This is a genomic window from Pseudomonas sp. PA1(2017) (assembly GCF_001945375.1).
GTDB lineage: Bacteria > Pseudomonadota > Gammaproteobacteria > Pseudomonadales > Pseudomonadaceae > Aquipseudomonas.
Genome location: NZ_MSXU01000009.1, coordinates 565,896 through 591,388, shown reverse-complemented (window position 1 = coordinate 591,388; position 25,493 = coordinate 565,896). Strand labels below are relative to the sequence as shown.

Below are 25,493 nucleotides of genomic sequence, written 5' to 3'. Positions count from 1 at the left end.
CATCAGTTACCTGCCTTGGCCACGGAGCGAGCGATCACTTTGGCCGCCAGTTGCGGCGTGATCAGTTGATCGACCACCCCGGCGACGTCGGTACCCGGGCGCACCAGCCCCTCTTCGAGCAGGATCGGCGCCGCCGCCTTCAGTGCGTTGATGTGTTCGGCGCCTGGCTGCGAGTTGCTGAAGTCGGTACGCGACAGCTGCAGCTTGGCGACTTCCAGCGGCAGCTTGGCTTCCTCGGCGAGCAACTGGGCCAAGGCATCCGGGTTGGCAATGGCCCACTGGCGGGCCTGCTCATAGGCGGCGATGACCTGCTCGATCAACGCTGGCTGCTGCTTGGCGAAGGTTTCGGTCACGCTGAGAACGCTGTAACTGTTGAAATCGCGATTGCGATACAGCAGGCGCGAACCGGCCTGCAACTCGCTCGACGCCATCAGCGGGTCGAGCCCGGCCCAGGCCTGCACGTCGCCACGCTCCAGGGCCACGCGGCCATCGGGGTGCTGCAGGTGGACGATCTCCACGTCGTTCTTGTTCAGCCCGGCTTTCTGCAGGCTCTGCAGCAGGAACAGAAAGGGATCGGTGCCCTTGGTGGCCGCCACCTTCTTGCCCTTGAGGTCAGCCACGGTCTGGATCGGCGAATCCTTGGGTACCACCAGCGCCGTCCATTCCGGACGGCTGGCCACGTAGACGGTCTTGATCGGCGCGCCATTGGCACGGCTCAGCACCGCGGCCAGGCCGGCGGTCGAGGCGAAATCGGTGCTACCGCCATTGAGGTATTCCAGCGAGCGGTTGCTGCCCTGGCTGAAGACCCATTTGACGCTGATGCCCTGGGGCTCGAGCGCTTTTTCCAGCAAACCTTGCTGCTTGAGCACCAGGCTGGTGGGCGCGTAATAGGCGTAGTCCAGGCGTACTTCCCTGGGCGGCGCGGCGTAGGCGGCGATGGGCAGCCAGGCAGCGAACAGGGCGGCGAGCCCGACACGCAAAGCGGTTTTTTTCATGATCTTGTCCTTGTGAACGACGCTGGCGGACCAATACCGCCCGCCAGCTCATGGCGATTACGGGCGGCTTACAGCAGCGTCAGGGTGTAGCTTAGAATCAGACGATTCTCGTCGGCATCGGTGGCGACGTTGCCGCGCTGGGTCGCATTACGCCAGGACACGCCCAGGCCCTTGAGTGGCCCGTCGAGCAGGGTGTAATCCAGGCGCAGGTCACGCTCCCACTCTTTGAGGTCACCGCTGACGGAATCGACGTTGTCACCCTTGAGATAGGCGACGCTGGCCTTCAGGCCCGGCACGCCCAGCTTGGCGAAGTCGTAGGCATATTCGGCCACCCAGGTGCGCTCTCCGGCACTGGCGAACTTGCCGATCTGCCGATCGGTGATCAGGTAGGACGACGAGCCGCCACCCTGGTTGAGGAACGGGAAGGCGCTGTCGCCTTCGACCTGCTGGTAGCCCAGGCCGGCGGAATGGCCGCCCAGGGTGTAGGTGAACAAGGCGCTCCAGGTCTGATTGTCCACCTCGCCGGCGGTCACGCCGTTGCCGTAGTAGCCGGTGCTGGTGTAACCCTGGGCGCGCCCCGCTGCGCTGCCGTTCTTGCCATCGGAATTGCTGTCGAAGTAACGCAGGTCGCTCTTCAGCGAACCCGGCCCGATGGCCCAGTTGTGTACCAGGCCGAGGAAGTGCTGTTTGTAGAAATCCTCCAGATTGCCGTAGTAGTACTGCAGCGTCAGGTCCTTGGTGGCTTTCCAGTCGCCGCCGGCGAAATAGAACTTGTTGGAGTCGGCCTCGCCCGAGGCGCCAGCGATACGCAGGCCGATGTCGTCGGTGGAGCTGCGGGTCTTGGTGCTTTCCAATTGGCCGGCGGTCAGGGTCAGGCCGTCGATCTCGCTGGAGGTCACCTGCCCGCCTTCGAAGGTCTGCGGCAGCAGACGACCATCGTTGAAGGTCACCACCGGCAGCTTGGGCTGCAGCGTGCCGATACGCGCCTCGGTCTTGGACAGCCGCAGTTTGGCGGTCACGCCGGCCTTGCTGTAGTCGTCCACCGCGCTGCCGTCGCTATCGAGCGGGAACAGCTGGCCTGGAGTGCGATCACGGCCGGCCTTGCCAGCCCGGCCACCGGAATCGAGTTTCACGCCGAGCAGGCCGATGGCATCGACGCCAAAGCCGACCGTGCCCTGGGTGAACCCGGAGGCGTAGTTGAAAATGAAACCCTGCCCCCACTCCTGCGCCTCGCCATTGTTGTTGGCGGTGTTCTTGGTGTTGAGGTCGTAGTAGAAATTGCGCAGGCCGATGCTGGCCTTGCTGTCTTCGATGAAGCCAGCGGCGCTCGCTTCGGTGGCCAGAGCGGCCAGGGCGACGGCCAATGCCAGGGTGGACTTGTTCATGCTCGATGCTCCAGTGCAAGGGTGTGCTGTTATGAACGGGCACGGCACAGGGGCTCGACATCACCGACACGAAGACGTTGGCAGAGAGCCCCTGGTTCGGGCCCGATGCGGTGGTCCGCTGTCGGCTGGTGGCTAATTTACGAGAGCTTTGGTAATCCCTAAAAAGAATTATTTTTCACTTTGTAGTAACTATTTTGCATATCAAACGGGCGAGTTCATCGACCTAAGCTAATATCTAAAAATTATTTATTAATCACTTTTTATATCGATTAGCTTCTCGACACCGGACCACCGGACTTCTATCGCTCATTCATGAAGTACGTGTGATCGTCCCCTGCATGGCCGCCACGCGTTTTTGTCGAGGTCCTGCCATGTCATTGCCGCACACCCTGCACCGCCCCGTCACTGCCTTGTTACTGGTTCTCGGCCTGGCTGCTGCGCCGCTTGCCAATGCGGCTGAACAACTGCGCATCGGCTATCAGAAATCATCGACCCTGATCAGTCTGCTGAAGAGCCAGGGCACCCTGGAAAAGGCGCTGGCCGATCAGGGCGTCACCATCAGCTGGCACGAGTTCCCCAGCGGTCAACCGCTGCTCGAATCGCTCAATGTGGGCAATATCGACCTGTCCGCGGATGTCGCCGACACCGTGCCGGTGTTCGCTCAAGCAGCCGGCGCCGACCTCGCCTACTTCGCCCAGGAGGCACCCTCGCCTCACGCCCAGGCCATCGTGGTGCGCGAGGATTCACCGATCAAGAGCCTGGCCGACCTCAAGGGCAAGAAGGTCGCCGTCACCAAGGCTGCCGGCGTGCACTATCTGCTGATCGCCGCGCTCGCCAAGGCAGGCCTGAAGTTCAGCGACATCGAGCCGGCCTACCTGACACCCGCCGACGGACGCGCCGCTTTCGAGAATCGCAAGGTCGATGCCTGGGTGACCTGGGAGCCCTTTCTCAGTGGTGCCCAGCAGCAACTGCCCACACGCATCCTCGCGGATGGCGAAGGCCTGGCCGACTACCAACGCTATTACCTGACCAGCGCCAGCTTCGCCAGGAATCATCCGCAGGTGCTGCAGATCGTCTTCGCCGAACTGGTGAAGACCGGCGACTGGCTGCGCGCCAACCCGAGCCAAGGCGCCGAGGTGCTGGGCCCGCTGTGGGGCAACCTGGCTCCCGCCATCGTCGAGAAGGCCAATGCCAAACGCAGCTATCAGGTACGTCTGGTCAAGCCTGACAGCCTTGCCGAGCAACAGAAGATCGCCGATGCCTTCCTCGCGGCCGGGCTGCTACCCAAGGCTGTGGACGCCCGCCAGGTGAACATCTGGAGCCCGGCACCATGATCAGCCAGGCACTCGCTCATTCCCGCCAGCCGGAAGAACCGCTGTTCGCCGCGCATCTGTTCCCGGCGGATTTCGGCAGCCGCAGCACCACGGTCGAACACCTGGCACGGCAGTTGGCCGCCAGCGTCGTGGAGCGCGACCGTGCCGGCGGCAGCGCGCAGGCCGAACGCGATCTGCTGCGGGGCAGCGGTCTGCTGACCCTCGCCGTGCCGCAGCAGTACGGCGGCCAGGGCGTGGCCTGGCCGGAGATCTATCGCATCGTGCGCTACCTCGCCGCCGCCGACAGCTCGCTCGCCCACCTGTTCGCCTTCCAGCATTTGCAGGTGGCGACCATCCAGCTGTTCGGCAGCCCCGAGCAGCAGCGTCAATGGCTGACCCGCACCGCGCAGGACAACTGGTTCTGGGGCAACGCCACCAATGGCCGCGACGTGGGGTTGCATCTTACCCAGCGCGAGGAGCACTTCGAGCTCAATGGCAGCAAGTCGTTCTGCTCCGGCGCTCTGGGCGCCGATGCCCTGGTAATCGGCGTGCAGCGCAGCAAGAAACCCGATGATCGGGTGTTCATCGTATTGCCCAGCCAGCGCGAAGGCCTGGCGGTGAATCAGGACTGGGACGGCTTCGGCCAGCGCCAGACCGACAGCGGCACCGTGCAGTTCGAGCAGGTGTTCGTGGACAGCAGCGAGTTGCTCGGCCCCGTCGGCCCCAGCCCGCGCACCACCCTGCGCTCGTGCCTGTCACAGCTGATCCTCACCCAGCTCTACTTGGGCAACGCCCAGGGCGCGCTGGACGCCGCGCTGCGCTACACCCGCGAACAGAGCCGCGCCTGGCCGGCCTCCGGCGTGGCCCAGGCCAGCGATGACCCATTCATCCAGCACCGCTACGGCGAGCTGTGGTTGCGTTATCGCGCCGCACTTCCGTTGGCCGAACAAGCCGCACAACGCTTGCAGAGCGCCTGGGAAAAATCCGCACTTACCGCCGCCGAGCGCGCTGAGGTCGCTCTGGCCATCAGCGAGGCCAAGGTGGTGGCAGTACGTGCTGCCCTGGATATCACCAGCCAGATCTTCGAGAACATGGGCGCCCGCGCCACCAGCTCGCGATACGGCTTCGATCGCTTCTGGCGCAACGTGCGGGTGCACAGCCTGCACGATCCCATCGACTACAAGGTACGCGACCTCGGTCACTGGCTGCTCAGCGGCCAGGGCCCGCAACCCTCGCTTTACAGCTGATCGTGCTCGTTACGCACGCTGTCCGCCAGCGGGCCACCGGAGCCTAGCTTTCTCGCCGTGGCGCGCCCATCCCCGCGCTCCTGCGGTACATCCACACGATGAGGTTCACATGACACGTCCGATTACCCTTGAGGACAGCGCATCCGATCAGGACGTCGCCCCACCGCTACACCCCGCCGCCATTCTGTCCAGCGACGCCGACGCGTTGGAGGCCGCACACGCCCTGGCCAACGCCGCCGAAGCCGGCGCCATCCAGCGTGACCGTGAGCGGCGCCTGCCGTGGGAGCTGGTTGAGCGTTTCACCGCCAGTGGCCTGGGCAGCATCGCCGTGCCGCGCGTCTTCGGTGGCCCTCAGCTGTCGTACGTGACCATCGCCGAGGTGTTTCGCATCATCAGCGCCGTCGACCCGGCGCTCGGGCAAATTCCGCAAAACCACTTCGGCCTGCTCGGCCTGCTGCACGCTGCTGCCAACCCAGCGCAACAGCGGCGCCTGTTCGCCAGCGTGTTGGCCGGCTGGCGCATCGGCAACGGCGGCCCGGAGCGTGGCAGCAAGCACACCCTGGATCTGCGCGCACGCCTGATCCAGCGCGACGGGCGCTGGCTGCTCAGTGGCGAGAAGTTCTACTCCACCGGCGCCCTGTTCGCCCACTGGGTCACCGCCAAGGCGCTGGATGATCAGGGCCGCCCGTGGCTGGCCTTCATCCAGCGCGGCCGGCCGGGCCTGCGTATCGTCAACGACTGGTCCGGCTTCGGCCAGCGCACCACCGCCAGCGGCACCGTGCTGCTCAATGAGGTAGAAGTCGATGAGAACGACCTCGTGCCGCTGTGGCCTTTGGCCGACAAGCCAAGCATCCAGGGCGCGTTTTCCCAGCTGATTCAGGCGGCCATCGATCTCGGGATTGCCGATGGCGCGGTGCGCGACGCCATTGCCTTCGTGCGCGAAAAATCCCGGCCATGGATCGATGCCAAGGTCGAGCGCGCCGGTGACGACCCGTACGTGATCGCCGACGTCGGTCGCCTGCACATCGAACTGCACGCCGCGCAAGCGCTGCTGCACAAGGCCGGCCGGGTGCTCGATGAAGTGGCCGCCGCACCTATCGATGCCGACGGCGCGGCGCGGGCCTCCATCGCCGTGGCCGAAGCCAAGGCGCTGAGCACCGAGCTCAGCCTGCAGGCCAGCGAAAAGCTGCTGGAGCTAGCCGGCAGCCGCGCCACCCTGGCCGAGTTCGGCCTCGACCGCCATTGGCGTAACGCCCGCACTCACACCCTGCACGACCCGGTGCGCTGGAAGTACCACGCCATCGGCGCCTGGCACCTCAACGGCACCCGCCCCAACCGCCACTCCTGGATTTGAGCCCATGAACGCCCACACCCAACCTGGCGTGCCGCTACTGCGCGACGACGCCCAAGCCCTTGCCGTCGCCGAGCGCCTGGCCGAGCGCTTCGCCGACGGCGCCGCCGAGCGTGACCGCGATCGGCAGTTACCCCACGCCGAACTGGCGCAGTTCTCTCACTCCGGCCTGTGGGGCATCAGCGTGCCCACCGCCTTTGGCGGGCCGGGCCTGGCTAGCGTCACCATCGCCAAGGTCATCGCCCGTATCGCCCAGGCCGACGGCTCGCTCGGGCAGATTCCGCAAAACCATTTCTACGCCCTGGAAGTGCTGCGGGTAAACGGCAGCCAGGCGCAGCAGCGCCGCTTGTATGCCGAGGTGCTGGCCGGCGAGCGCTTTGGCAATGCCCTGGCCGAACTGGGCACCAAAACGGCGCTGGACCGCACCACCCGCCTGACCCGCATCGCCGATGGTTACCGCATCGACGGGCGCAAGTTCTACTGCACTGGCGCCCTGTTCGCTCAACGCATCCCGACCCTGGCCATCGATGAAAACGGCATCGGCTTTCTCGCCTTCGTGCCGAGCCACGCCAGCGGCCTGCAGGTGATCGACGACTGGAGCGGTTTCGGCCAGCGCACCACCGGCAGCGGCAGCGTGGTGTTCGACGGCGTGGCGGTGGACACCGATGACGTGCTGCCATTCCAGAGTGCCTTCGAGCGCCCAACCACGGTCGGCCCCTTCGCCCAACTGCTGCACGCCGCCATCGACACCGGCATCGCCCGTGGCGCCTACGAGGACCTGCTGCAGTTCGTGCGGCACAAGTCGCGGCCGTGGATCGACGCCGGCATCGAAAAGGCCAGTGAAGACCCACTGACCCAGCAGGAAATCGGCAAGCTGCGCGTGCGCCTGGCCGCAACCGAAGCGCTACTGGAGCGGGCCGGCGAATTCGTCGACCGCGCCCAGGCCGCGCCAGATGCCGACAGCGTGGCCGCCGCATCGATTGCCGTAGCCGAGGCCCGGGCCATCAGCACGGAAACCTCGCTGCTGCTCGGCAGCAAGCTGCTGGAACTGGCTGGTAGTCGCGCCACCCTGGCCGAACACGGCCTCGACCGCCACTGGCGCAACGCCCGCACCCACACCCTGCACGACCCGGTGCGCTGGAAGTACCACGCCGTGGGCGACTTCTACCTCAACGATCGCCTACCGCCGCGTCGGGGGACCATCTGATGAGCAAACAGATTCTTCTCAACGCCTTCAACATGAACTGCGTCGGGCACATCCATCACGGCCTGTGGACGCACCCCGACGATCAGTCGGTGAACTTCAACCAGCTGAGCTACTGGACCGATCTGGCCCAACTGCTGGAGCGCGGGCTGTTCGACGGTCTGTTTATCGCCGACATCCTCGGCGTTTACGACGTGTACCAGAACGGCATCGACTTGCCGCTGCAGGAGGCCATCCAGCTGCCGGTCAACGACCCGCTGCTGCTGGTCTCCGCCATGGCCGGCGTCACGCAGCACCTCGGCTTTGGGGTTACTGCCAACCTCAGCTACGAGGCGCCGTACACCTTCGCCCGCAGGCTCTCCACCCTCGATCATCTGAGCAATGGCCGCATCGGCTGGAACATCGTCACCGGCTACCTGGAAAGCGCGGCCAAGGCCATGGGTCTGAGCCAGCAGGTCGAGCACGACCGCCGCTACGACCAGGCCGACGAATATCTGGAGGTGCTCTACAAGCTGCTCGAAGGCAGCTGGCAGGACGACGCCGTGCTCGCCGACCGCCAGCAACGTGTCTACGCCCAGCCCGGCAAGGTGCACAAGGTGCGCCACCACGGCGAGTTCTATCAGGTCGAGGGTTACCACCTCAGCCAGCCGTCGCCACAGCGTACGCCGCTGCTGTTCCAGGCCGGTTCGTCAGCACGCGGCTCGCGCTTCGCCGGCCAGCACGCCGAATGCGTGTTCATTGGCGGTAATGGCGTCGAGGCGGCGCGCGCCCAGGTCGAGCAGGTGCGGGCCAGCGCCGTGGCGGCCGGGCGCAAGGGCGACGCGATCAAGGTATTCATGGGCATCGCCGTGATCGTCGCGCCCACCGAAGCCGAGGCCCGCGACAAGCACGCCGAGTACCTGCGCTACGCCAGCCCGGAAGCCGGCATCGCCCACTTCTCCAGTTCCACCGGTATCGACCTGGCGGCCTTTGGCCTCGACGAACCGATCATGGCGCGCAAGACCAACGCCATCGAATCGGTGGTCAAGACCTTCACCGGCTGGACCAAGCGTCGCCTGCTGGAACAGCACGCCCTGGGCGGCCGCTATCCAGTGCTGGTCGGCTCGCCCGGCCAAGTGGCCGATCAATTGGTCGATTGGATCGACGCCACCGGCCTGGACGGTTTCAACCTCACGCGCATCGTTACCCCGCAAAGCTACGCCGACTTCATCGACCTGGTGATTCCCGAGCTGCAACAGCGCGGCCGCTACAAGACCGCCTACGCCCAGGGAGCCCTACGCCACAAGCTGTTCGGCCAGGGTCCCAGGCTGCCGGCCGATCATCCGGCTGCAGCCTGGCGCGACCCTGCCCGCCTGCAACACGCCAACGCCATCCCCCATGAACTGCGAAACCTCAGCGCCAATGCGCTGAACCTGCTCTGACCCCACAAGGACGCCGCCATGCTCAAACCGTTGAAAACCCTGACCCTCGTCGCTCTGTTCACGGCCAGCACCCTGGCCCAGGCCGAGCCCGCTCTCAAGCTGGGCACCACCGCGGCATTCGCCCCACCGCTGGAAGTGGCCGTGGCCGAAGCCAGGAAACAGGGGCTGGAGGTGGAACTGATCGAGTTCACCGACTGGATCGCCCCCAACGTCAGCCTCGCTAATGGCGACATTGACGTGAATTACTTCCAGCACATTCCCTTTCTGGAAAACGCCAAGGCCGAGGGCGGTTACGACCTGGTGCCGGTGGCGCGCGGGGTGATCAACAACGTCGGCCTCTACTCCAAGCAACACAAGGATTTCGCCAGCCTCCCGGATGGTGCCAAAGTGGCCATCGCCAACGACCCGGTCAATGGTGGGCGCGGCCTGCAACTGTTGCAAAAGGCCGGGCTGATAGAACTCAAGCCCGGCGTCGGCTACAAGGCGACCCAGCAGGACATCACCGCCAATCCGAAGAACATCCGCATCATCGAACTGGAAGCCGTGCAGTTGGTGCGCGCCTATGACGAGGTCGATCTGGTGCAGGGCTATCCGGCCTACATTCGCCTGGCCAAGACCTTCGATCCGGCCTCGGCCCTGCTGTTCGATGGCGTCGACCATCCCGAGTACATCATCCAGTTCGTCGCCCAACCGGCGAAGGCGCAGGACGCGCGACTGCTCAAGTTCATCGATATCTACCAGCACTCACCAGCAGTGCGCGCTGCGCTTGACAAGGCACACGGCAACCTCTACCAGGCCGGCTGGGAGAGCTGACATGAGCGGCTTCGATCCCCACCTGCAGCAAGCCGCCGCAGCCAGCCGCATCGCTCAGGCGCACCTGCGCTTCGAGCGCCTGGGCAAGACCTACGAGGGCGCCCAGGGCCCGGTGCATGCGCTGCATGACATCGAGCTGTCGATCGAGCGCGGCGAAGTGTTCGGCATCATCGGCCGCAGCGGCGCGGGCAAATCGTCGCTGCTGCGCACCATCAATCGCCTGGAGCGGCCTAGTAGCGGCCGCGTGCTGATCGATGGCAGCGACATCGCCGGCTATGACGATGACGCCCTGGTGGCGCTGCGCCGGCGCATCGGCATGATCTTCCAACATTTCAACCTGATGTCCGCCAAAACCGTCTGGCAGAACGTCGAGCTGCCGCTAAAGGTTGCCGGCGTGGCGCGCGAAACCCGCCAGCACAAGGTGCGTGAATTGCTCGAACTGGTGGGTCTGGCGGACAAGCACGGCGCCTACCCGGCGCAGCTCTCCGGCGGACAGAAGCAACGCGTGGGCATCGCCCGCGCCCTGGTGCACGACCCTCAGGTTCTGCTCTGCGACGAAGCCACCAGCGCTCTGGATCCGGAAACGACCCAGGCGATCCTCGGCCTGCTGCGCGAGATCAACCGGCGTCTGGGCCTGACCGTGGTGCTGATCACCCACGAGATGGCGGTGATTCGCGAGATCTGCGACCGCGTGGTGGTGCTGGAACGCGGTGAGGTGGTGGAACAAGGTCCGGTGTGGCAGGTATTCGGCGCGCCACGCCACGAGGTCACCCGCACCCTGCTGGCACCGCTGCAACATGCCCTGCCGGCGAGCTTGCAACAGCGTCTGCACGACTCACCCGGCGAGCGCGACGACCTGGTGCTGCGCCTGCACTTCGCCGGCACGGGCCTGGAACCGGACCTGCCGGCACTGAGCGCGGCCCTGGGCGGCCGCGCCACCTTGCTCGACGCCAGCCTGGAACAGATTCAGGGTCACGCCGTGGGCCACCTGATCCTGTCCGTAGGCCCGTCAGCTCTCGGCCATGCAGCGCTGATCGAAAACGCCCGCGCGCTGGCCGACCATGTGGAGGTACTGGGTTATGTCGCTGCTGTTTGAACGCCTGTGGCAAGGCCTGCTCGACACCCTGCTGATGGTCGGCGTGTCCTCCGTGCTCGCCCTGCTGGCCGGTATCCCGCTGGCGGTATTTCTGGTCACCAGCAGCCGCGGCGGCATCTTCGAGGCGCCGCGGCTGAACCGCGTGCTCGGCGCCATCGTCAACCTGTTCCGCTCCATCCCCTTCCTGATCCTGATGGTTGCGCTGATTCCCTTTACCCGCTTGGTGGTCGGCACCACCTATGGCGTCTGGGCCGCCGTGGTGCCGCTGACCATCGCCGCTACACCGTTCTTCGCGCGCATCGCCGAAGTCAGCCTGCGCGAGGTGGATCACGGTCTGATCGAAGCCGCCCAGGCCATGGGCTGCCGCCGCCGGCATATCGTCTGGCACGTACTGCTGCCCGAGGCCCTGCCTGGCATCGTCGGCGGATTCACCATCACCCTGGTCACCATGATCAACTCCTCCGCCATGGCCGGCGCCATTGGCGCAGGCGGCCTGGGTGATCTGGCTTATCGCTATGGCTACCAGCGCTTCGACACACAGGTGATGCTGACGGTGATCGTCGTATTGGTGGTGATGGTCAGCTTCATTCAGTTAGGTGGGGATCGATTGGCGCAGCGGCTGAATAAGCGGTGAGGTGGAGTTGTCACTGCACATGAAAACCCCGGATTTCCGGGGTCTTTTTGGCTCGAGGCTGCTCACTCAACGCCTGTTAGAAACTTTCGAATCTTGCTATGGGATCGAAATAACTGCGTCGTAGTGAGCCGTTCACCAACTGTATTGCCCATGCTGTCTTATTGATAACTCATGGTAAACGTTGCCATCGCGTTAGCGCTGCCAGCTCGAACGGTGTCGGTATTGACGTACTCTATGGTGAACGGAATCGACACATATCCTGCGGCTGAGGCCGTGCCAACATGAATCTGATTCGGATTGCCTGCCAGAGCCGAATCGGGGCCATAACGAACCACCGACGCATTGTGTCTTACCCGATAACCGATGCCTCTGGCACTCGATCCGGGAGTTAACGACAGTATGTCCGAATCATTACCGGAATTACTGGAGTCCGTGAGCGTAACGTTCAGCCCAACTGCTGAATTACAGTTGATTCCAATGACAAATGGCGTGCGACCATAGCTCGAGCCTACGGCAGGGAAACGTTCAGTGGAGGCTGCGGGCATGGATACGTTGATATTGGGGGTGGTGACTTCGCAAGTACCCGCCGTCACGGATGCGTTGTTGTTGTTCAGGCTAAGCTGTGCGGTCATGGCATCGCCGTAGTACTCGGCGCCCAAAATCACCGGCAGTTGTAGTTGGCCGCTTCTCACCGGCCCTGTATAGATCAACTGAACACGGCCCGCCCCAGACTGCGGGCCATAGGCGATTCCAGCACCGGATCGATCAGTACGTGCAGGATGCGTTAATACCCTACCCAACTCGTTTACATAAGCCCGAATACCAACTCCTGGCACAGCCGTTTGGTAGACATTCGGAAGACTTGTTGCTTGCAAAGGAGCGAGAGGCCAACGGACTTCTGTCACTGTAAAGCAATGACTCCGAGGCCTGGACGTGCCCGGAACCCATTGACTATCCCAAAGAATATCCCCAGGAGAATAGCGTGCATTGACTGGGATGGATAAATTATCAGGCAAGGTGACATTTATGTAAGAGGTTTCACTCTCGAGTATGCAGTTAGCAGAGGCAGATTGTGTGAACGACATCAACGAAAGCATCGCACTGCCACCAAGCAGAATACTCAAGCGAGTCTTGGTTTCCAACACGCCGAAAAACGCGCGACAAACTAATTTTAAATAATGCAAGCTTCTAATCTCCCACTTCACGTCCGCGGCATAACCCGATGCCGATTTCGAAACGCGAGAATTCCATTTAATCCGATACCCATGTGTTTCAATGCTCACTCATCGCAACAGGCATTTCTGTACGCGGCGGTGTGCAGGGCGCGCTGAGGTGTTCGAAACGAGTTCGGCTTACATTTTTCCTTGGTGGTGCCAAGGTATAGAAAACCTGACATTGCTGATCGGCAGACTCCCCCCACCTGATGATCAGCGACCCACTGCCGTCGAGGCCACGAGCGATCACCCTGCTGCCCTGTCCGACAACCCCGACGCTGGTGCCTTCAACCGTCGATACTTGAGTACCAAAGGGTACTGAAACACCTTTCGGAAGTTGCAAGTCGATAACGGCTGCCTGACCGCTGACCGTTTCAAATTTCTTGACTACGATGGCACCCGCTGTAGGCACCAACTCTTTACTGGTCGATCTCAACTCCACATAGGAGGAAGTCCCTTTGGGATCGATTTCGACTCTATTGCGACGGTAGGGTGTCAGATAAGGCACGACCGCATAGCCTCGGCCATCGACTTTCACACCATTTTGAGAGACTACCGAGGCCCCCTGCGCTCCCGGCACCTCGATGATTGCCAGCGTTTCACTGACGGGCTGACCCAGCGTGATGCCGCCAGAATGCCCTACAACAGAACCGCTAACCCCTAAAGAAGCCTGTCGATAGTCCTCACCACGCCCAAGTGAAGCGTTGAGCATGCCATTGGAGCCCCGGTAACTCCCATGTGCACCAACAGCACCATTGTCATCGTGATCCTTGGTTGCGCTGGTGCCCCATGTATATTGGTTATTCGCACCTGCCGTTCCATTCAGAACGCCTCGAACCGTTGATCCTTTGTCGCTGAAACTGGCAGTAGAGGAGGCAGTCGTACGAGCGCCGATCGGGATCGAGAGCGTTGCATAAACCTCGTTATTGCCCTTGCCTTGGGAGTCGGTGGAACGCATAGCCGACACCGAATAGCTCAAATGGCGAAGGCTCCCGTTGTAGCCCAGTTGGTACTGCGTGGAAGGTTTTGAATGGCCCCAGTAGTTGCGCCGAATTCCAGTCATGAAAATCGATCCCTTGTCGCCCAGGGATTGGTTCAGCGTCAATTGCATGGTGCTGCGCTGGCGCTTTAACTGAAAGTCCCGATCTTTGTATCTGTCCAATGAATAGCTGGCCTCGCTTTCACCATAGGAGCGCGTATCGACGGAGAATCTCCTGCGTTCGTCGTTCATCGCCAATACGGCATCTGAAAGGTTGTAAAAGCCACTGGTGGAATAGCGGTAGGCTGCAATCGAAACGGTACTACCAGTCTCTGGTAGTGTCTTACTGAATGACAGGCGTGCGCTCTTTCCTGTCTGCGTTCCAGCACCAGCTGCCGAATGCGTGGGAAGTTTGGTGGTCGCATGGGCGACATCAAGGCCGAATGCGCCGACAGGCGTGTTCATGGCCGTACCGATCATCGGCGAATGATAGCCGCGGGTGCCTTGCAATCCGGCGTAGGCGGTGAACATGTTGCTCAACCCGTGCTCGTAGGTGAATTGCCCCACTGGTTGATCTGATTTGGTATCGAACCCATCACGATACTGTCCTATCGCTGCGCTATAGCGGTAGGCCCCTGGTCGCAGTAAACGAACGACCGAAGAGTAAGGTACTGAAAATTTGCGAACTTGGCCGTCGGCCTCGGTGACCTCCACGTTTAGGTCGCCGCCGTAACCAGACGGATAGAGGTCCTTGATTTCAAAGGGCCCAGGCGCCACGTTCGTCTCGTAGATGGTGTAGCCATTCTGCGTAACCGTCACCTTGGCGTTGCTATTTGCCTGCCCGCGAACCACGGGAGCATAGCCGCTGAGGGAATCCGGCAGCATCCGATCATCACTTGAAAGTTGTGCACCGCGCAGGGAAAACGAGTCGAACAAATTACCGTTGCTCGATAGATCACCAAGCGTCAATTGGGATTTGAGCGTCTTTATATCTCGCTGGGCATACAGTTGGCGATTTTGCCAGCGGCTATCGTCATCGTTCCGCTCATACGAGGAAATCGAGCGCAGACGCCAATCCCCCAGGTTGAAGCCAGCTGTCAAACCAAGGTAATTTTGCGTGCCGCTTCGCTGCCGACTGCTGTAGAAACTGTTGTAGTTGTAATTTAGGAGCCCTGCGGTAACGCCCCTGTCCCATTGGGAGGGATCAACATATCCCTGGACATTACGGCGTAAATAAGCCTGTGGCACGCTAATGTTCAGCCGATGCTCAGCGCTATCATAGTACACACTGGCCAGGTCAACGCTGGCTTCGAGATCGACACAGGACTGCTGAGCCTCCGGAGCAATGCTCGGAAGTTTGAGCACGTCGACACCGATGCGCCCCAGTAATTCATAAGTCAGACACGGTGTTGCACTCTCATCGCCCGGTAGCAAGTAAAAATCGACCATGTCGCGGCCAATCGCTATGTCGTTGGCAACAATGTCCAACGAATAAGTTCCCGGCTCGACCAAATGGCCTCTTGAAAATTTCGCAAGCTCGCTGGCGCCAACTCCGCCCTGCAGAAATGACTCTTCGAATTCGTGGTTTTCCCTGGCATTCGCATATTGACTGGCGACAATCGATAGCAATGAAAAACCTAAACGATAGACACTGCGAACTATGCGTCGTGAACCTGACACATTCGATAATTCATTCATAGAAATCCTGGAGATGACTGCAGAGCCTTGCTCTTGAAAGCGTCCCTATAATAAGAGAATCACTCGTATTATTTTCTTGAGCCGTTACGGCTGTAAGTCGCTATAGACCACCCGGACTGCACCAAAATCGTCAATCGCCGACAGTCTTACTCTGGCTCCCCTGCTTGGTCGCTCGTTCAGTTTTAGACTCAGCGCTTGCAACGGAGCAACCATGCCCTCTCCTACCTGAGTGAGCTTGCCGTTTGCATCCAAGGCCACTTCACTCATAGAGACGTGATAAGGCGTAGGATTCGAAGCTTTGAGGTAAGCGACACCATGGTCTTCAACTATGGACCAGGTCATTTTCGCTGGAGCTTCGATTGACCTTCCCTGAAGCCTATCAGGCCGAAAGAAAAGTTTGATTCTGGTACGCAGCGCGACTTGCACATAGTTCTCCCCCTCTTTGGCATTAGCTTTCGGGGGGATTTCCAGCACATTAAGGTAATAGATCGACTCACGATCGCCGGGCAGTTGCTCACCGGTATACATCAGTCGCAATGTTTGCCCTTGGCCTGGCTCGACCCGAGCCATGGGTGGCATCAACATGAATGGAACTTTGAGCTGACTGGGATCTTGATTGATCTCGCCGTCATCAATCCAGGACTGAACAATGGACGGGCTTGCTCCATTGTTGACAAGCCTTACACTGGTTTCGGCATCGCTGGCGTTGTAAACCACTCGTGTATTGCTCAAAACGATTGTCGCGGATGCCGGCAGAGTCATAATACTGCCAAAGAGCATACCGACGAAAATTGAAAAAAGACGTACTTTTTTTCCCATTGCGCCCTCGAATGACGATCTGAGCCAGGAGGGGAAAGCCCCCTCCTGTGCCATCCGTTACGGATAGATGATGCTGTAAGTCACGGTGCTGTTTGCAGTACCCGGCGTTGCGGCACCTGTCGCGTAGTAACCGACGAGATAGTCCAGAGTGGCCGTACCATTCTCGACGGTTGTGCCTTGGATGGTGCTGCTGTCGCCAATTTTGATGACGGAGTTGTCGGGGTTACGCAATTGCAGTTCTACGTTGCTTGCCGCGTCAGCGGCCGGCAACACTTTCAAACGACCAGTGGCGATATTGGTCGTCGCGCCCGCCTCGAAGCCCGCCTTGACAAGACCAGCAGCAGTGCAGTCGCTCAGCGTGATGGTAAAGGGTTTGAACCCGGCTGTTTGACCCGCAGCATGAAGGGTGTTGGTACCTGTGCGATCCAGGTTGACCGTGATATCACCGCCAGCTCCGTTGCCCGTCACGGTGCACGTATTGCCAGTCACCGAGCCATTGATGGTGATCGTTCCGTCGGAGGCCATTGCCGAGCCGAATACCAGTACGGAGGCAGCGGCGGTTAGGGCCAGCGACAAGCTTTTTAGTTTCATTATATATTTTCCACTGATATGTAATTTATGTACTGCATCGGCAGCCACCTCGTAGTGATCGGTCACAGAGTCGACTGCCGCCTACAATTAAACTTTGATACAGGTTAGATCTTGAAACTCGCTCAACTATCGATACACCTCCACGCTCGGCAACAGAATCTCATCTCGATATGCAAAATTTGATGCAACTCATTGCAAAAGCAAATCAAGCACTCAACAACAAGACCCTAAAGATAGAGCTACCGACACGCCTCAAGCGGACAAAAAGTTGATGATTCCTGCCAGAACATTACTTAATAATTGGCGGACAACTCGCTAATTCCACGCATCATCTAAAAATTGACGAAGTCATCTCGTCGGCCAACTTACCCAGATCGAGCGGTTTTCTAAAACCTTGAGCGGCGATCATTTTTTATTAGTATCAAGCTAACTCATACGACATCCGTTATCGCACCAAACCAGCCTTTCTTTGATTACCTTTCAGTAAGCAGCGCAATACCTGCGGTTTGCAATCGATCACTCTGATCGATAACGAACGCTGCATGTTCTGCAAAAATTATTGCGCTTGCGGCGGCTATGGCCAAGAAGGGAACAATCCGAGAATTACGGCTTTTCCGCATCGCCATACTTATTTATGAGAGTTGGAGAAATTCAAGACGACACTCAAGATCTTGGTCTTGGCCGTTGTTAACGGTAGTGTCCGCGATGAGAAAACGCTGAATTAACCTGCCGAACCTGCTGAGGCAGTATTTGAAAGTCGGCTGGGTTGCCAGCCCAGCCGGAATGCTGACTCACAATTCTTAAACGCTGCCTGTATGCTATGCGTTGCCACGCTCACGATTCACTCGGCGACTTTCGTGCAACTTCAGAGATCGTGTGCCGGCCGCCACTCGACCCGGTTACGCCCTGCTCGCTTTCCTCGATAAAGCGCAGAATCCGCCAGTTGCAAACACTCATCAACTGCTTGCGTGCTGGCGAACGAGTCCGAAACCCCAATGGTCACAGTACAACGGATTGACTGCTTTCGATCAGAGCTGCGCAGCTCAAGAGTTTCGATTTCTGCACGCATGCGCTCTGCCAGTTGAAGCACAACTGCTTTGTCAGAACCAAATGCGACCACCACGAACTCCTCGCCCCCCAGCCGGCAAATCAGATTGCCCTGGCGGGCGGCATGCTTGAGCGTATCGGCGACATGGCACAACACCAGGTCACCCGTCTTGTGGCCGTGGGTATCGTTGATACGTTTGAATTGGTCGATGTCGACGATCAGTAGAAAGCCAGGTTCTGCAGTACCGGAGCGAAAGTGTGCTTCCAGAACGTCCATCAGCCCACGCCGATTGAGCAGGCCCGTTAGCGGGTCGCGGGCCGCCAGGCTGCGTAGCTGATCAGTAAGACGGCGTAGCACCAGCCATACCGCGCAGGGCGGCAACACCGTAGCGAGGAATGACATATACAAATAGAAGATTTTCTGAAAGTTGCCGCCCATGTCCAGCGCGGCCAGACCACCGCCAACGATCATCATGAACTTGGCGGCGTTCAGCACGCAGATGCCACGGATCAGCGCGGCAATTACCAGCATTTCAACCCGCAAATCCCTAGCAAAAGTCCGGCTGGCGTGCACCGCTGCACACGACATCAGCAGGAAGAGCAGCGCACAGGAACCGGCCAGCAGTGCATGGCGTGCTTCACTGCCTAGCGCTAGATGCACCAGCACTTGAGCGACTGTGTAAGTGACAGCCAAGGCGAGCAGCGGGCGCAGCACCGGTGTTGGACGCTTGAAGAACCGCATGGCGCCGATGGCATAGGTGACGGGTGCGCACAGCGTCAGGGTGTGGTTGACGACGCTCATCGCGCTCCAGCCAGGTGCTTCACCCAATAGCTGAAGCATATAGGCAAGCCCTAGCAACAGGTTACCCAGCGCGAACACGTCCATGCCCATTTTCTGGTCGGCAAGACGTGTGCTGATCACCAAGAACATCACGCAAAAGCACAGCAGGTACACGCAAAGCATGCCGATAATGACGGTAGTGACCATGGAGTTCGCGCAGGTGAGAGTACGATTAGGACCGAACACGGGAGGACTGGCAGGGCGTGATCGCTGAAAGATGCCTACCGGGCATTCGGTACAGCCATTTGATGTTGCGAATCGTATTGAAGGCCCGCGTTGAATGGCATTTGCCTCTCAGTGGGCCGTTGTCGCAATAGACCAGCGCTTCGGGTTCAAAGCCATTCCAATGCACTCGGATGGCACAGTGAGAAACCCTAGCAAGCACTCGTATGGCCGGCCTTCAAACACCCAATCCCGCGCCTTGCGGGTCTTGGATTTTTGCTGACCAACTCGCCAGAGCACTATCACCTATCAGAAGCGATAGGTCAGGCCGAGGCTGAGCGCCTGGGTTGTCAAGTCGGCCCTCCCCCTGATGCCCGCTGCGGCGCTACCCGAACCAGAGGCGAAATCGTAGTCGTCTTTTCCGGAGCGCTGGGCCATGAACGAAGCGCGCTCATAGTCTGTATAACTGTACTCGGCGCGGGCCAGCACGCGATCCGACAAGGCGTGTTCGACGCCGACGCCAGCGGTCCAGCCAAATAGCGTCTCGGAAACGGTTTCCTTACGGTCAGGGCCGAAACAAACAAAGCCTATCGGCCCCCTACAAGTGGTCGTCGCTTTGAGCTGGGTGACCGCAACACCGGCCGCGCCATACAGCAGCGTAGTCGGCGTAACCATATAGCCCAGCCGGCCCCGCAGTTTTGCATCCCAATCGGACTTCAGGGTAGTAGCGGCAGCGGTTGGCAGCACCCCGTCGAAAACAGGGGTCGGCGGTAGGTAGAGGGGATTGGCCGAGGATTCATTGCCGGCATAGCCGGCGGACAGTTCGACGCCGGCAATCACTTGACTACTGATGAGCCAGTTGTAGCCCGCATAAACGCCCGCGTAGGCAGCCCGATCACGCGAGCTACGGGTGAAGTGGCTGTCCATGAGATACGGACCCTCGGTGTCGTAGAGGCCGGTTTGTGCCCAATCGGCAATCAGCGTGCGTTGCCCGATGGACAGGCCGCCGTAGAACCCCTCCCAGCTATCGTAGGCGCTCGCGTTGGCCGGCCCGACAAGGCTCAGCGTGGCGAGGGCGATTAAAAGAGTGGGTTGCAAGCGCATCGTAAGCTTCCTATATAGTTCCAAGACCCTTCCGTGGGCCAGACCAGATAGGCAACGAAACGGGTAACCGTGGGTTATCGTTGTACTGGAAGCGCGACACGTCAGATGTAGCTTCGAACAGTTGCTTATCTGAGCAAATCACTGTTCAAAATTGAGCTGTAACAATAAAGCCATTGATGCTCGCCTAATGGACAAAAAATTGATTGTTCTCGCCAGTCCGGCAGGCGGCGGGTAGTAATCAGATTACAAGGACTGCCCTGTGCCCAGTAAGTCGATACAAATTGTTTCGTATTCCGGCATCAGCCTGCTCGACCTTGCAGGCCCTCTCGACGTTTTTCTTGCAGCGAACATGTTTGCGCCGTCGACCAGACCGCCCTATTCAATATCGGTTATCGCACTGGAAGAGAGAACCGACGTGTTTTCAGGACTGTCATTGAATACCAGCCTGCTCGATGCTGAAACGCCGAAGCCGCATACCTTGGTCATTCCTGGTGGGTTGGGGATTCATGAACTGTGCAAATCCCCGCGTTTCATCGAACTCGTGGCACACATGAACAAGGCGCAGCGCCTGGTTGGTGTGTGCATCGGCACGTTCGCACTGGCAACCGCCGGCAAGTTGAAAGGGCTGAAGGCGACTACGCACTGGTCAGCCTACGACGAGTTGGAGCAGCGGTTCCCTGACGTCTCCGTACAGCGAGGCCCCATCTACATCAAAGATGGCAATATCTGGACGTCCGCAGGCATAACTTCAGGCATCGACCTGGCACTATCTCTGGTTGAACAAGACCTGGGGCACTCCGTGGCACTGGCAGTGGCGAGGCATCTGGTGATGTTTCTGAAGCGCCCCGGCGATCAGGAACAATTCAGCTCGTCATTGAAGTTACAGGCTGAAAGCAGTCACTTTTCCGATCTACACGCCTGGATAACCAGAAACCTCGATATGGATCTGTCGATTTCAATGCTGGCCAACTTCATGAATATGACCGAGCGTACGTTCATTCGCAAATACACGGCGGAAACAGGACGCACGCCGAAGAAGATGGTCGAACAACTGCGCCTGGACGCCGCCCGGCATCTCCTGGTGACCTCGAACAGGCCGCTCAAGGAGGTGGCCTGCAAGACTGGATTCAATAATGAAGCCACGCTGATTCGGCGCTTCACCAAAGCATTTGGCGTGACGCCCAAGGAGCACCGTGAGCACTTTCGAGCCAGTTGAAATTAGCGTGCACCTCACGCGGCAGCACAACCGAGGCGCCATGCACTCGAGCAAACCGACTGGATGCACGTCGGCCCTCGTTTTCCTGAACTAGAGTGCAAGGTGTACAGCCCCATAAAGGGCTGCCCATAGAGAAATGGAGAATCACTATGCCAAAAGCACTCATCACTCTGGCTGTCGCCTTGTTCGTTTCTGCGACGGTCATCCCGGCGGCCATGGCAGAAAGCCCGGCCGAAAAGAGCATCCGCGAGGAGGCCCGGGATGTCGAGAAGGATGCTAAACACGATGCCCACGAGGTAGACAAAGGCGAGCATCACAGCGCCGAGGAAATCGACAAAGGCATCGACCATGACAGCAAGGAGCGGCACAAGGCAGACAAGCATATTGACAAGGAACTGAAGAAAGATCTTTAAATGTCAATGGCGGTAATCCGGCAAGCGAATTACCGCCCACCTCTGCTCTTGGACGATCCGGCGATGGCGTAAAATGCCAGTCTCAGCGATCTCAACGTGGCAACGCTGTCACTCTTGCAGCCGCCAGAAGCGCTGTTCGCTCTACACGGTCGTCACCATTTCAACGCATACGAGTACATATGGGCCAGCGCCAAACACAGATATTGAAGCAAGATCTGAAAGCCGTTGCAGAAGACCTGCGATGGGTCTCCGTCGACCTGTTGAAGATCGCCGAGCGTTTGCGAGGGACGGAAAATGAGGCGGACGCCTGGGCCATTATGCGCATGGTCGGAGTACTGACCAACGACGAGGATCGGCTCAACAAATATGCGGGCGAGATCAAGGCTGGCCGTATCGTTCGCTCCAAAAGCGCCTGAGAAAATCTGAGGGAAGGTAATCCTTTGGCCTGGAGCGCACAGAGACGAGCGGCGGCCATAGAGCCGCCCACGCCCGTCAGATCGCCTGCGAGGTATTGAGCTGGCTCAACGCGAACAAGGATTTGGCCGATTCGCTGCTGATCACCGGCGTGTCATCCGGGCTTTCCTCGCGCTGCAACTGCAGGAAGGCGCGGAAATCGTCGGCAGGTACGGGAGCAGCGATGCCCTGGAACCAGCCACCTTCGACTCGATACAGCCCGCAGGTGCGACAGTCACACGCCGCGTAAGTGCCCGTTTTGGAAATCAACCAGGCGTCGTCGCCACAGATAAAGCATCTCACTACTGTCACCTCATCGACATGCGTGGGAAATACCGCGTCTGTAATTAGTGACAGAGGCTATGTGGTGGGGATTCAGGAAACTTTGTAGCTTTTCAGCTGAACGGCACTCCGCGCGCCGAGAATCGACTTGCCACTGTGCAGCCAGCCGCTGGAGAGACCAAAACGTTCGTAGGACGCCATACAACTGCTGACACAGCTATGCGACAATAGCTGCAATCAGGCTTGTAACCCTGCCTTACTGCCCTGCAGCTCGGTCGAAGCGAACGAACGCTGCCCTCAATCTCTGCGCAAATGGCCCCAACTCGACCCTATACCGGATGGCGGCAACCATTAAACCCATGCTCACAGAGCACCTCTCAGGGCTTTACGCCTAACTGGGCGCCGGGCGCTCCGTGCTATCGTTTTGAGCTCGCTCGAAACGAAGGTCAGGAGACCAGGCTGATGAGAATTGATAGATCTGTTCAGCGAGCGGTGCTCGAAAGGCTGGCCACGGCCTATCCGAGGCAGGTCGATTTCAATGGGCTGGCAGATATTTTCGATGAAAACGAAGACATGGCGTGGTGTTGCAAATACCTGCATGAGCACGGACTGGTGCGCGCAAAAATCACCGACTACATGGACGGCATCCAAGCTGTCCTGTTTGCGCAAATAACTGCAAAGGGCTTGGATTTTCTGGAGGATGACGGCGGGCTTTCCGCGATCCTTGGCGTGGTCACGATCAAGTTTCATGAGGACGCGATCCGTCAGATGATCGAGACACGGATCCTTCAAGCTGATCTGCCAGAGCCGGATAGGCAGGGGATACTCCAAGCTCCCCGGCAAGCTCCCGCCGATTCCATAAAACACCGCACTTCGAGATGATTTCGGACAACCCGACACACAAGGATCGGATCGTTCGAATCGACGAGACCTATATCCAAGTCAAGACTCTGCTGGTCTGGCACGCGACGCGGGTGTGAGCCCGACAAAACAAGGATGTGTATGAGTTACGAGTTTCTCCTCTCGATGGTCGCGGTAATCGCGGCAGGCGCTTGGCACTACGGCTCATCTGGACCCGATAAGCGCGAGAATTTTCGAAGGTGGCTCTCTGAGCACACTAAGCGTGCAAAGCCGGTCGTTGCCAGCTCCGCGCTGCGTCTATTGTTTTTGTGCATGCTTGCAGGTGCGGCAACAATCACCTGGTCTTCAGCTAAAGAAATCTATGAGTTCCGAGTCAGCGCGGAACCGATATCACGCAAAGACGTGTTCATGCTGATACTGAACACATTCAACGTAATCGCGTATGCCGGCGCGTCCGGGGCGTTTCTTCTGCTGGCAGTCAAACCATTTCCCAAGCAGCGAATGCCGCTGATTCTCACTGAGGGCAAGCCTGTCAGAATCTGCCTGCGAGGCTCGACTGACGCCGAGGCGCTGAAGAAAGCCTTGCATGAAGGAATCACCGTAACCGTCAGCATCGACAGTAAGCGGCAGGTTCACATCGAGGCAGACAATCTGGACGGCATCTCTCTGAGCCAGGTACCCGATGCCTCAACCACGTCCAATACGATCAAGGACTGATGATGCTCCGCCGCATAGCCATCGTTTCAACTGCACTCCTCCTTACTGCCTGCACGAACATCGAGCACAAATCACCTGAAGTCCGGGAGCAAATCAAGCGAGACCTGAAGATCGACCAGATTGTCGATACAGCGCTCACTAGCTTCTGCTGGCTTGCCATTGATGGAGTTGCCAGGTGCAAATATACGCCTGGGTATAGCGTTCTCACGCCTGATAGCCTGTATCTAACGGACTATGAAAAAGGGGCTTTCGTGCAGAAAGACGTCATCAAAACTGAGGACGTGAAGTGCATCAGTGATGCTGACGGACAGAATTTCTATGTCTTCAAAGACAAGCTGGCCGTGTCGCTGATCCCCTATACCGAAGTGCACAGAGCTCCCCTGGAAAACAATCCGGAATACCGCGCCAAAGTGATCAAGATGCTGCTCAGCAATGGTCAGCCATACCTGACAGGTAAAGATGCGACGATCACCAGAGGGACCGGCCGGAAGGAATACGGCGTCCACAATGTCTACGCCCCTAGCGGTCCTGTTCCCATCGTGGTTGGCTCAGAGGTGATACAGATTTTCAGCCCCTGTCCATGATTTACCAGATGATTATCAATCAGTAACGAATTACTCAAAGGATTTCCAGCGTCTTAGCTGGCCGCTCAAGGATCGACCATGAATCGCAAACTCGTCATATACCTGCTCAGCGCCGCCACCCTGTTCGGCCTGGTCGCCTACAAGGCCGTCTACATTGACCGCGACCCAGAAAAGCTGGCCGCTGAAGCACTGGAGAGCGCTACAAAGGTAGCGGAGGCAACTGCCTTCATGGTGAACAGGGAAGCGCCAAACATGGTCGACGACGAAACCCGCCTCGAAAAAGCTGAGGCAGGGCCAGGTGCCCTAGTGACCTTCCATTACACGTTCATCAACTACGACGGAGATGAATTCCCCGAAGACGCGGTAGCTGAAATGCGCTCTGATTTGATGAATCACACTTGCACCGACGCGGAGCTCCGTAAGACCCTGAACGGGGGCCTGACATACGACTACGTGTACGCCAACAACCTAGGCGCGACCGTGGTCACTGCCTCAGTGTCGGCTGATATCTGCCGTGCATCTGGGCTCTGAGCTGCCGCTACGGATTGGGCACCTGGACTGAGGCATTAATTGGCACGGTCCAAGGACATCAGCCAGCTGCTGCCGCATCAGTGGGTACAGATGTAACTCATGTGATCTATTGTCCACTGTGAAACACATGTAAATCACACTTGGTAGGTGAGGGAAATGGATATCCGTCTAGAAATTTTAGCGCTTGAACAGCTGTTGCTAGAGCCGGATGCGAGAAAGAATGATCGACTGCTCAAACAGCTGCTTGCCGAAGACTTCGTTGAGTTTGGAGCTATCGGCAAAAGCTGGACGAGAGCGGAAGTGATCATGGGACTAAAGTCCCAGACCTGGATCAAAAGAACAATTGAGGATTTCAAACTGCGTGTACTTGCAGATGGTGTCGCGTTAGCAACGTACCGATGCCGTCATCAAAACGCTAATGGCGATGAGTCCTTATCAATGCGTAGCTCTGTTTGGAAAACCTACGAGAGTGGTTGGCACATGGTGTTTCACCAAGGTACGGGGGTCTCCGAGTAGATATCG

The 25,493-nt window shown here is 59.2% G+C and carries 24 protein-coding genes and 2 pseudogenes; 17 read left to right on the top strand and 9 right to left on the bottom strand.

Annotated elements, in window-relative coordinates; translation table 11 throughout:
• Window positions 1-2: 2 nt before the first annotated feature.
• Complete coding sequence (locus BVH01_RS09820) at window positions 3-995, bottom strand: aliphatic sulfonate ABC transporter substrate-binding protein (protein ID WP_075930151.1); 993 nt, start codon at window positions 993-995, stop codon at window positions 3-5.
• Window positions 996-1,063: 68 nt separating this feature from the next.
• On the bottom strand, window positions 1,064-2,380 hold the full coding sequence (locus BVH01_RS09815) for an OprD family porin (RefSeq protein WP_075930150.1): 1,317 nt from the start codon (window positions 2,378-2,380) through the stop codon (window positions 1,064-1,066).
• Window positions 2,381-2,751: 371 nt separating this feature from the next.
• On the opposite strand from BVH01_RS09815, the gene BVH01_RS09810 reads away from it, so the two are divergent.
• The 8 genes and pseudogenes from BVH01_RS09810 (at window position 2,752) to BVH01_RS09775 (ending at window position 11,459) form a co-directional block, all read left to right on the top strand.
• Complete coding sequence (locus BVH01_RS09810) at window positions 2,752-3,714, top strand: aliphatic sulfonate ABC transporter substrate-binding protein (RefSeq protein WP_075930149.1); 963 nt, start codon at window positions 2,752-2,754, stop codon at window positions 3,712-3,714.
• The gene (locus BVH01_RS09805) at window positions 3,711-4,940 is read left to right on the top strand and encodes an acyl-CoA dehydrogenase family protein (RefSeq protein ID WP_075930148.1); all 1,230 of its coding nucleotides are present in this window, start codon (window positions 3,711-3,713) and stop codon (window positions 4,938-4,940) included. Before BVH01_RS09810 ends, BVH01_RS09805 begins: the two co-directional genes overlap by 4 nt.
• 109 nt (window positions 4,941-5,049) lie before the next feature.
• On the top strand, window positions 5,050-6,294 hold the full coding sequence (locus BVH01_RS09800; RefSeq protein ID WP_075930147.1) for an SfnB family sulfur acquisition oxidoreductase: 1,245 nt from the start codon (window positions 5,050-5,052) through the stop codon (window positions 6,292-6,294).
• Window positions 6,295-6,298: 4 nt separating this feature from the next.
• Window positions 6,299-7,498: an SfnB family sulfur acquisition oxidoreductase gene (locus BVH01_RS09795; RefSeq protein ID WP_075930146.1), complete on the top strand. Its 1,200-nt coding sequence runs from the start codon at window positions 6,299-6,301 to the stop codon at window positions 7,496-7,498.
• On the top strand, window positions 7,498-8,916 hold the full coding sequence (locus BVH01_RS09790) for an LLM class flavin-dependent oxidoreductase (RefSeq protein ID WP_075930145.1): 1,419 nt from the start codon (window positions 7,498-7,500) through the stop codon (window positions 8,914-8,916). Before BVH01_RS09795 ends, BVH01_RS09790 begins: the two co-directional genes overlap by 1 nt.
• Before the next feature lie 18 nt (window positions 8,917-8,934).
• Entirely contained in the window at window positions 8,935-9,729 is a 795-nt protein-coding gene (locus BVH01_RS09785) for a MetQ/NlpA family ABC transporter substrate-binding protein (RefSeq protein ID WP_075930144.1), read from the top strand.
• A 55-nt stretch (window positions 9,730-9,784) separates the two neighbouring features.
• A pseudogene (locus BVH01_RS09780) lies at window positions 9,785-10,825 on the top strand (methionine ABC transporter ATP-binding protein); the annotation flags it as partial.
• Entirely contained in the window at window positions 10,809-11,459 is a 651-nt protein-coding gene (locus BVH01_RS09775; protein ID WP_168172872.1) for a methionine ABC transporter permease, read from the top strand. The pseudogene BVH01_RS09780 and the gene BVH01_RS09775, both read left to right, overlap by 17 nt.
• Window positions 11,460-11,617: 158 nt before the next feature.
• On the opposite strand, the gene BVH01_RS24105 is transcribed toward BVH01_RS09775, so the two are convergent.
• The 6 genes from BVH01_RS24105 to BVH01_RS09745 all read right to left on the bottom strand — a co-directional run bounded on the left by BVH01_RS24105 (window position 11,618) and on the right by BVH01_RS09745 (window position 19,914).
• Complete coding sequence (locus BVH01_RS24105) at window positions 11,618-12,643, bottom strand: fimbrial protein (protein WP_168177273.1); 1,026 nt, start codon at window positions 12,641-12,643, stop codon at window positions 11,618-11,620.
• Between the two features lie 88 nt (window positions 12,644-12,731).
• A complete protein-coding gene (locus BVH01_RS09765) occupies window positions 12,732-15,350 on the bottom strand; it encodes a fimbria/pilus outer membrane usher protein (protein ID WP_083659451.1) in 2,619 nt (872 codons plus the stop codon).
• An 84-nt stretch (window positions 15,351-15,434) separates the two neighbouring features.
• Complete coding sequence (locus BVH01_RS09760) at window positions 15,435-16,169, bottom strand: fimbria/pilus periplasmic chaperone (protein ID WP_075930140.1); 735 nt, start codon at window positions 16,167-16,169, stop codon at window positions 15,435-15,437.
• A gap of 57 nt (window positions 16,170-16,226) precedes the next feature.
• Window positions 16,227-16,826: a fimbrial protein gene (locus BVH01_RS09755; RefSeq protein ID WP_218189097.1), complete on the bottom strand. Its 600-nt coding sequence runs from the start codon at window positions 16,824-16,826 to the stop codon at window positions 16,227-16,229.
• A gap of 799 nt (window positions 16,827-17,625) precedes the next feature.
• Complete coding sequence (locus BVH01_RS09750; RefSeq protein WP_075930138.1) at window positions 17,626-18,795, bottom strand: GGDEF domain-containing protein; 1,170 nt, start codon at window positions 18,793-18,795, stop codon at window positions 17,626-17,628.
• A gap of 324 nt (window positions 18,796-19,119) precedes the next feature.
• Entirely contained in the window at window positions 19,120-19,914 is a 795-nt protein-coding gene (locus tag BVH01_RS09745; protein WP_075930137.1) for an outer membrane protein, read from the bottom strand.
• Window positions 19,915-20,173: 259 nt separating this feature from the next.
• Between BVH01_RS09745 and BVH01_RS09740 the strand changes: the two genes are divergently transcribed.
• From BVH01_RS09740 to BVH01_RS09730, 3 genes are all read left to right on the top strand, one after another.
• Entirely contained in the window at window positions 20,174-21,130 is a 957-nt protein-coding gene (locus BVH01_RS09740; RefSeq protein WP_075930136.1) for a GlxA family transcriptional regulator, read from the top strand.
• Window positions 21,131-21,279: 149 nt separating this feature from the next.
• Window positions 21,280-21,543 carry a hypothetical protein gene (locus BVH01_RS09735; protein ID WP_075930135.1) on the top strand — a complete coding sequence of 88 codons (264 nt, stop codon included), beginning with the start codon at window positions 21,280-21,282 and terminating at the stop codon, window positions 21,541-21,543.
• Between the two features lie 179 nt (window positions 21,544-21,722).
• Window positions 21,723-21,959: a hypothetical protein gene (locus BVH01_RS09730; RefSeq protein WP_075930134.1), complete on the top strand. Its 237-nt coding sequence runs from the start codon at window positions 21,723-21,725 to the stop codon at window positions 21,957-21,959.
• Window positions 21,960-22,035: 76 nt separating this feature from the next.
• On the opposite strand, the gene BVH01_RS09725 is transcribed toward BVH01_RS09730, so the two are convergent.
• Complete coding sequence (locus BVH01_RS09725; RefSeq protein ID WP_075930133.1) at window positions 22,036-22,299, bottom strand: hypothetical protein; 264 nt, start codon at window positions 22,297-22,299, stop codon at window positions 22,036-22,038.
• A 441-nt stretch (window positions 22,300-22,740) separates the two neighbouring features.
• Between BVH01_RS09725 and BVH01_RS09720 the strand changes: the two genes are divergently transcribed.
• The 6 genes and pseudogenes from BVH01_RS09720 to BVH01_RS09700 all read left to right on the top strand — a co-directional run bounded on the left by BVH01_RS09720 (window position 22,741) and on the right by BVH01_RS09700 (window position 25,487).
• Window positions 22,741-23,160, top strand: coding sequence for a hypothetical protein (locus BVH01_RS09720; protein WP_075930132.1), 420 nt, complete (start codon window positions 22,741-22,743; stop codon window positions 23,158-23,160).
• A pseudogene (locus BVH01_RS24965) lies at window positions 23,148-23,258 on the top strand (Cro/Cl family transcriptional regulator); the annotation flags it as partial. The gene BVH01_RS09720 and the pseudogene BVH01_RS24965, both read left to right, overlap by 13 nt.
• 22 nt (window positions 23,259-23,280) lie before the next feature.
• Window positions 23,281-23,856 carry a hypothetical protein gene (locus tag BVH01_RS09715; protein ID WP_075930131.1) on the top strand — a complete coding sequence of 192 codons (576 nt, stop codon included), beginning with the start codon at window positions 23,281-23,283 and terminating at the stop codon, window positions 23,854-23,856.
• Between the two features lie 2 nt (window positions 23,857-23,858).
• Window positions 23,859-24,440, top strand: a complete 582-nt coding sequence (locus BVH01_RS09710; protein WP_075930130.1) for a hypothetical protein — start codon at window positions 23,859-23,861, stop codon at window positions 24,438-24,440.
• 78 nt (window positions 24,441-24,518) lie between these two features.
• Complete coding sequence (gene gspS2, locus BVH01_RS09705; RefSeq protein WP_075930129.1) at window positions 24,519-24,971, top strand: type II secretion system pilot lipoprotein GspS-beta; 453 nt, start codon at window positions 24,519-24,521, stop codon at window positions 24,969-24,971.
• 156 nt (window positions 24,972-25,127) lie between these two features.
• On the top strand, window positions 25,128-25,487 hold the full coding sequence (locus tag BVH01_RS09700) for a DUF4440 domain-containing protein (RefSeq protein WP_075930128.1): 360 nt from the start codon (window positions 25,128-25,130) through the stop codon (window positions 25,485-25,487).
• Window positions 25,488-25,493: the final 6 nt, after the last annotated feature.

Bases quoted from the DNA above. Each gene is read 5' to 3' on its own strand.
- BVH01_RS09710 (WP_075930130.1), top strand. From the start codon at position 23,859: ATGCTCCGCCGCATAGCCATCGTTTCAACTGCACTCCTCCTTACTGCC.
- BVH01_RS09735 (WP_075930135.1), top strand. From the start codon at position 21,280: ATGCCAAAAGCACTCATCACTCTGGCTGTCGCCTTGTTCGTTTCTGCG.
- BVH01_RS09730 (WP_075930134.1), top strand. From the start codon at position 21,723: ATGGGCCAGCGCCAAACACAGATATTGAAGCAAGATCTGAAAGCCGTT.
- BVH01_RS09815 (WP_075930150.1), bottom strand. From the start codon at position 2,380: ATGAACAAGTCCACCCTGGCATTGGCCGTCGCCCTGGCCGCTCTGGCC.
- BVH01_RS09760 (WP_075930140.1), bottom strand. From the start codon at position 16,169: ATGGGAAAAAAAGTACGTCTTTTTTCAATTTTCGTCGGTATGCTCTTT.
- BVH01_RS09790 (WP_075930145.1), top strand. From the start codon at position 7,498: ATGAGCAAACAGATTCTTCTCAACGCCTTCAACATGAACTGCGTCGGG.
- BVH01_RS09750 (WP_075930138.1), bottom strand. From the start codon at position 18,795: ATGGTCACTACCGTCATTATCGGCATGCTTTGCGTGTACCTGCTGTGC.
- BVH01_RS09800 (WP_075930147.1), top strand. From the start codon at position 5,050: ATGACACGTCCGATTACCCTTGAGGACAGCGCATCCGATCAGGACGTC.
- gspS2 (WP_075930129.1), top strand. From the start codon at position 24,519: ATGAATCGCAAACTCGTCATATACCTGCTCAGCGCCGCCACCCTGTTC.
- BVH01_RS09795 (WP_075930146.1), top strand. From the start codon at position 6,299: ATGAACGCCCACACCCAACCTGGCGTGCCGCTACTGCGCGACGACGCC.
- BVH01_RS09700 (WP_075930128.1), top strand. From the start codon at position 25,128: ATGGATATCCGTCTAGAAATTTTAGCGCTTGAACAGCTGTTGCTAGAG.
- BVH01_RS09775 (WP_168172872.1), top strand. From the start codon at position 10,809: ATGTCGCTGCTGTTTGAACGCCTGTGGCAAGGCCTGCTCGACACCCTG.
- BVH01_RS09745 (WP_075930137.1), bottom strand. From the start codon at position 19,914: ATGCGCTTGCAACCCACTCTTTTAATCGCCCTCGCCACGCTGAGCCTT.
- BVH01_RS09810 (WP_075930149.1), top strand. From the start codon at position 2,752: ATGTCATTGCCGCACACCCTGCACCGCCCCGTCACTGCCTTGTTACTG.
- BVH01_RS09765 (WP_083659451.1), bottom strand. From the start codon at position 15,350: ATGAATGAATTATCGAATGTGTCAGGTTCACGACGCATAGTTCGCAGT.
- BVH01_RS09785 (WP_075930144.1), top strand. From the start codon at position 8,935: ATGCTCAAACCGTTGAAAACCCTGACCCTCGTCGCTCTGTTCACGGCC.
- BVH01_RS09720 (WP_075930132.1), top strand. From the start codon at position 22,741: ATGAGAATTGATAGATCTGTTCAGCGAGCGGTGCTCGAAAGGCTGGCC.
- BVH01_RS09820 (WP_075930151.1), bottom strand. From the start codon at position 995: ATGAAAAAAACCGCTTTGCGTGTCGGGCTCGCCGCCCTGTTCGCTGCC.
- BVH01_RS09715 (WP_075930131.1), top strand. From the start codon at position 23,281: ATGAGTTACGAGTTTCTCCTCTCGATGGTCGCGGTAATCGCGGCAGGC.
- BVH01_RS09805 (WP_075930148.1), top strand. From the start codon at position 3,711: ATGATCAGCCAGGCACTCGCTCATTCCCGCCAGCCGGAAGAACCGCTG.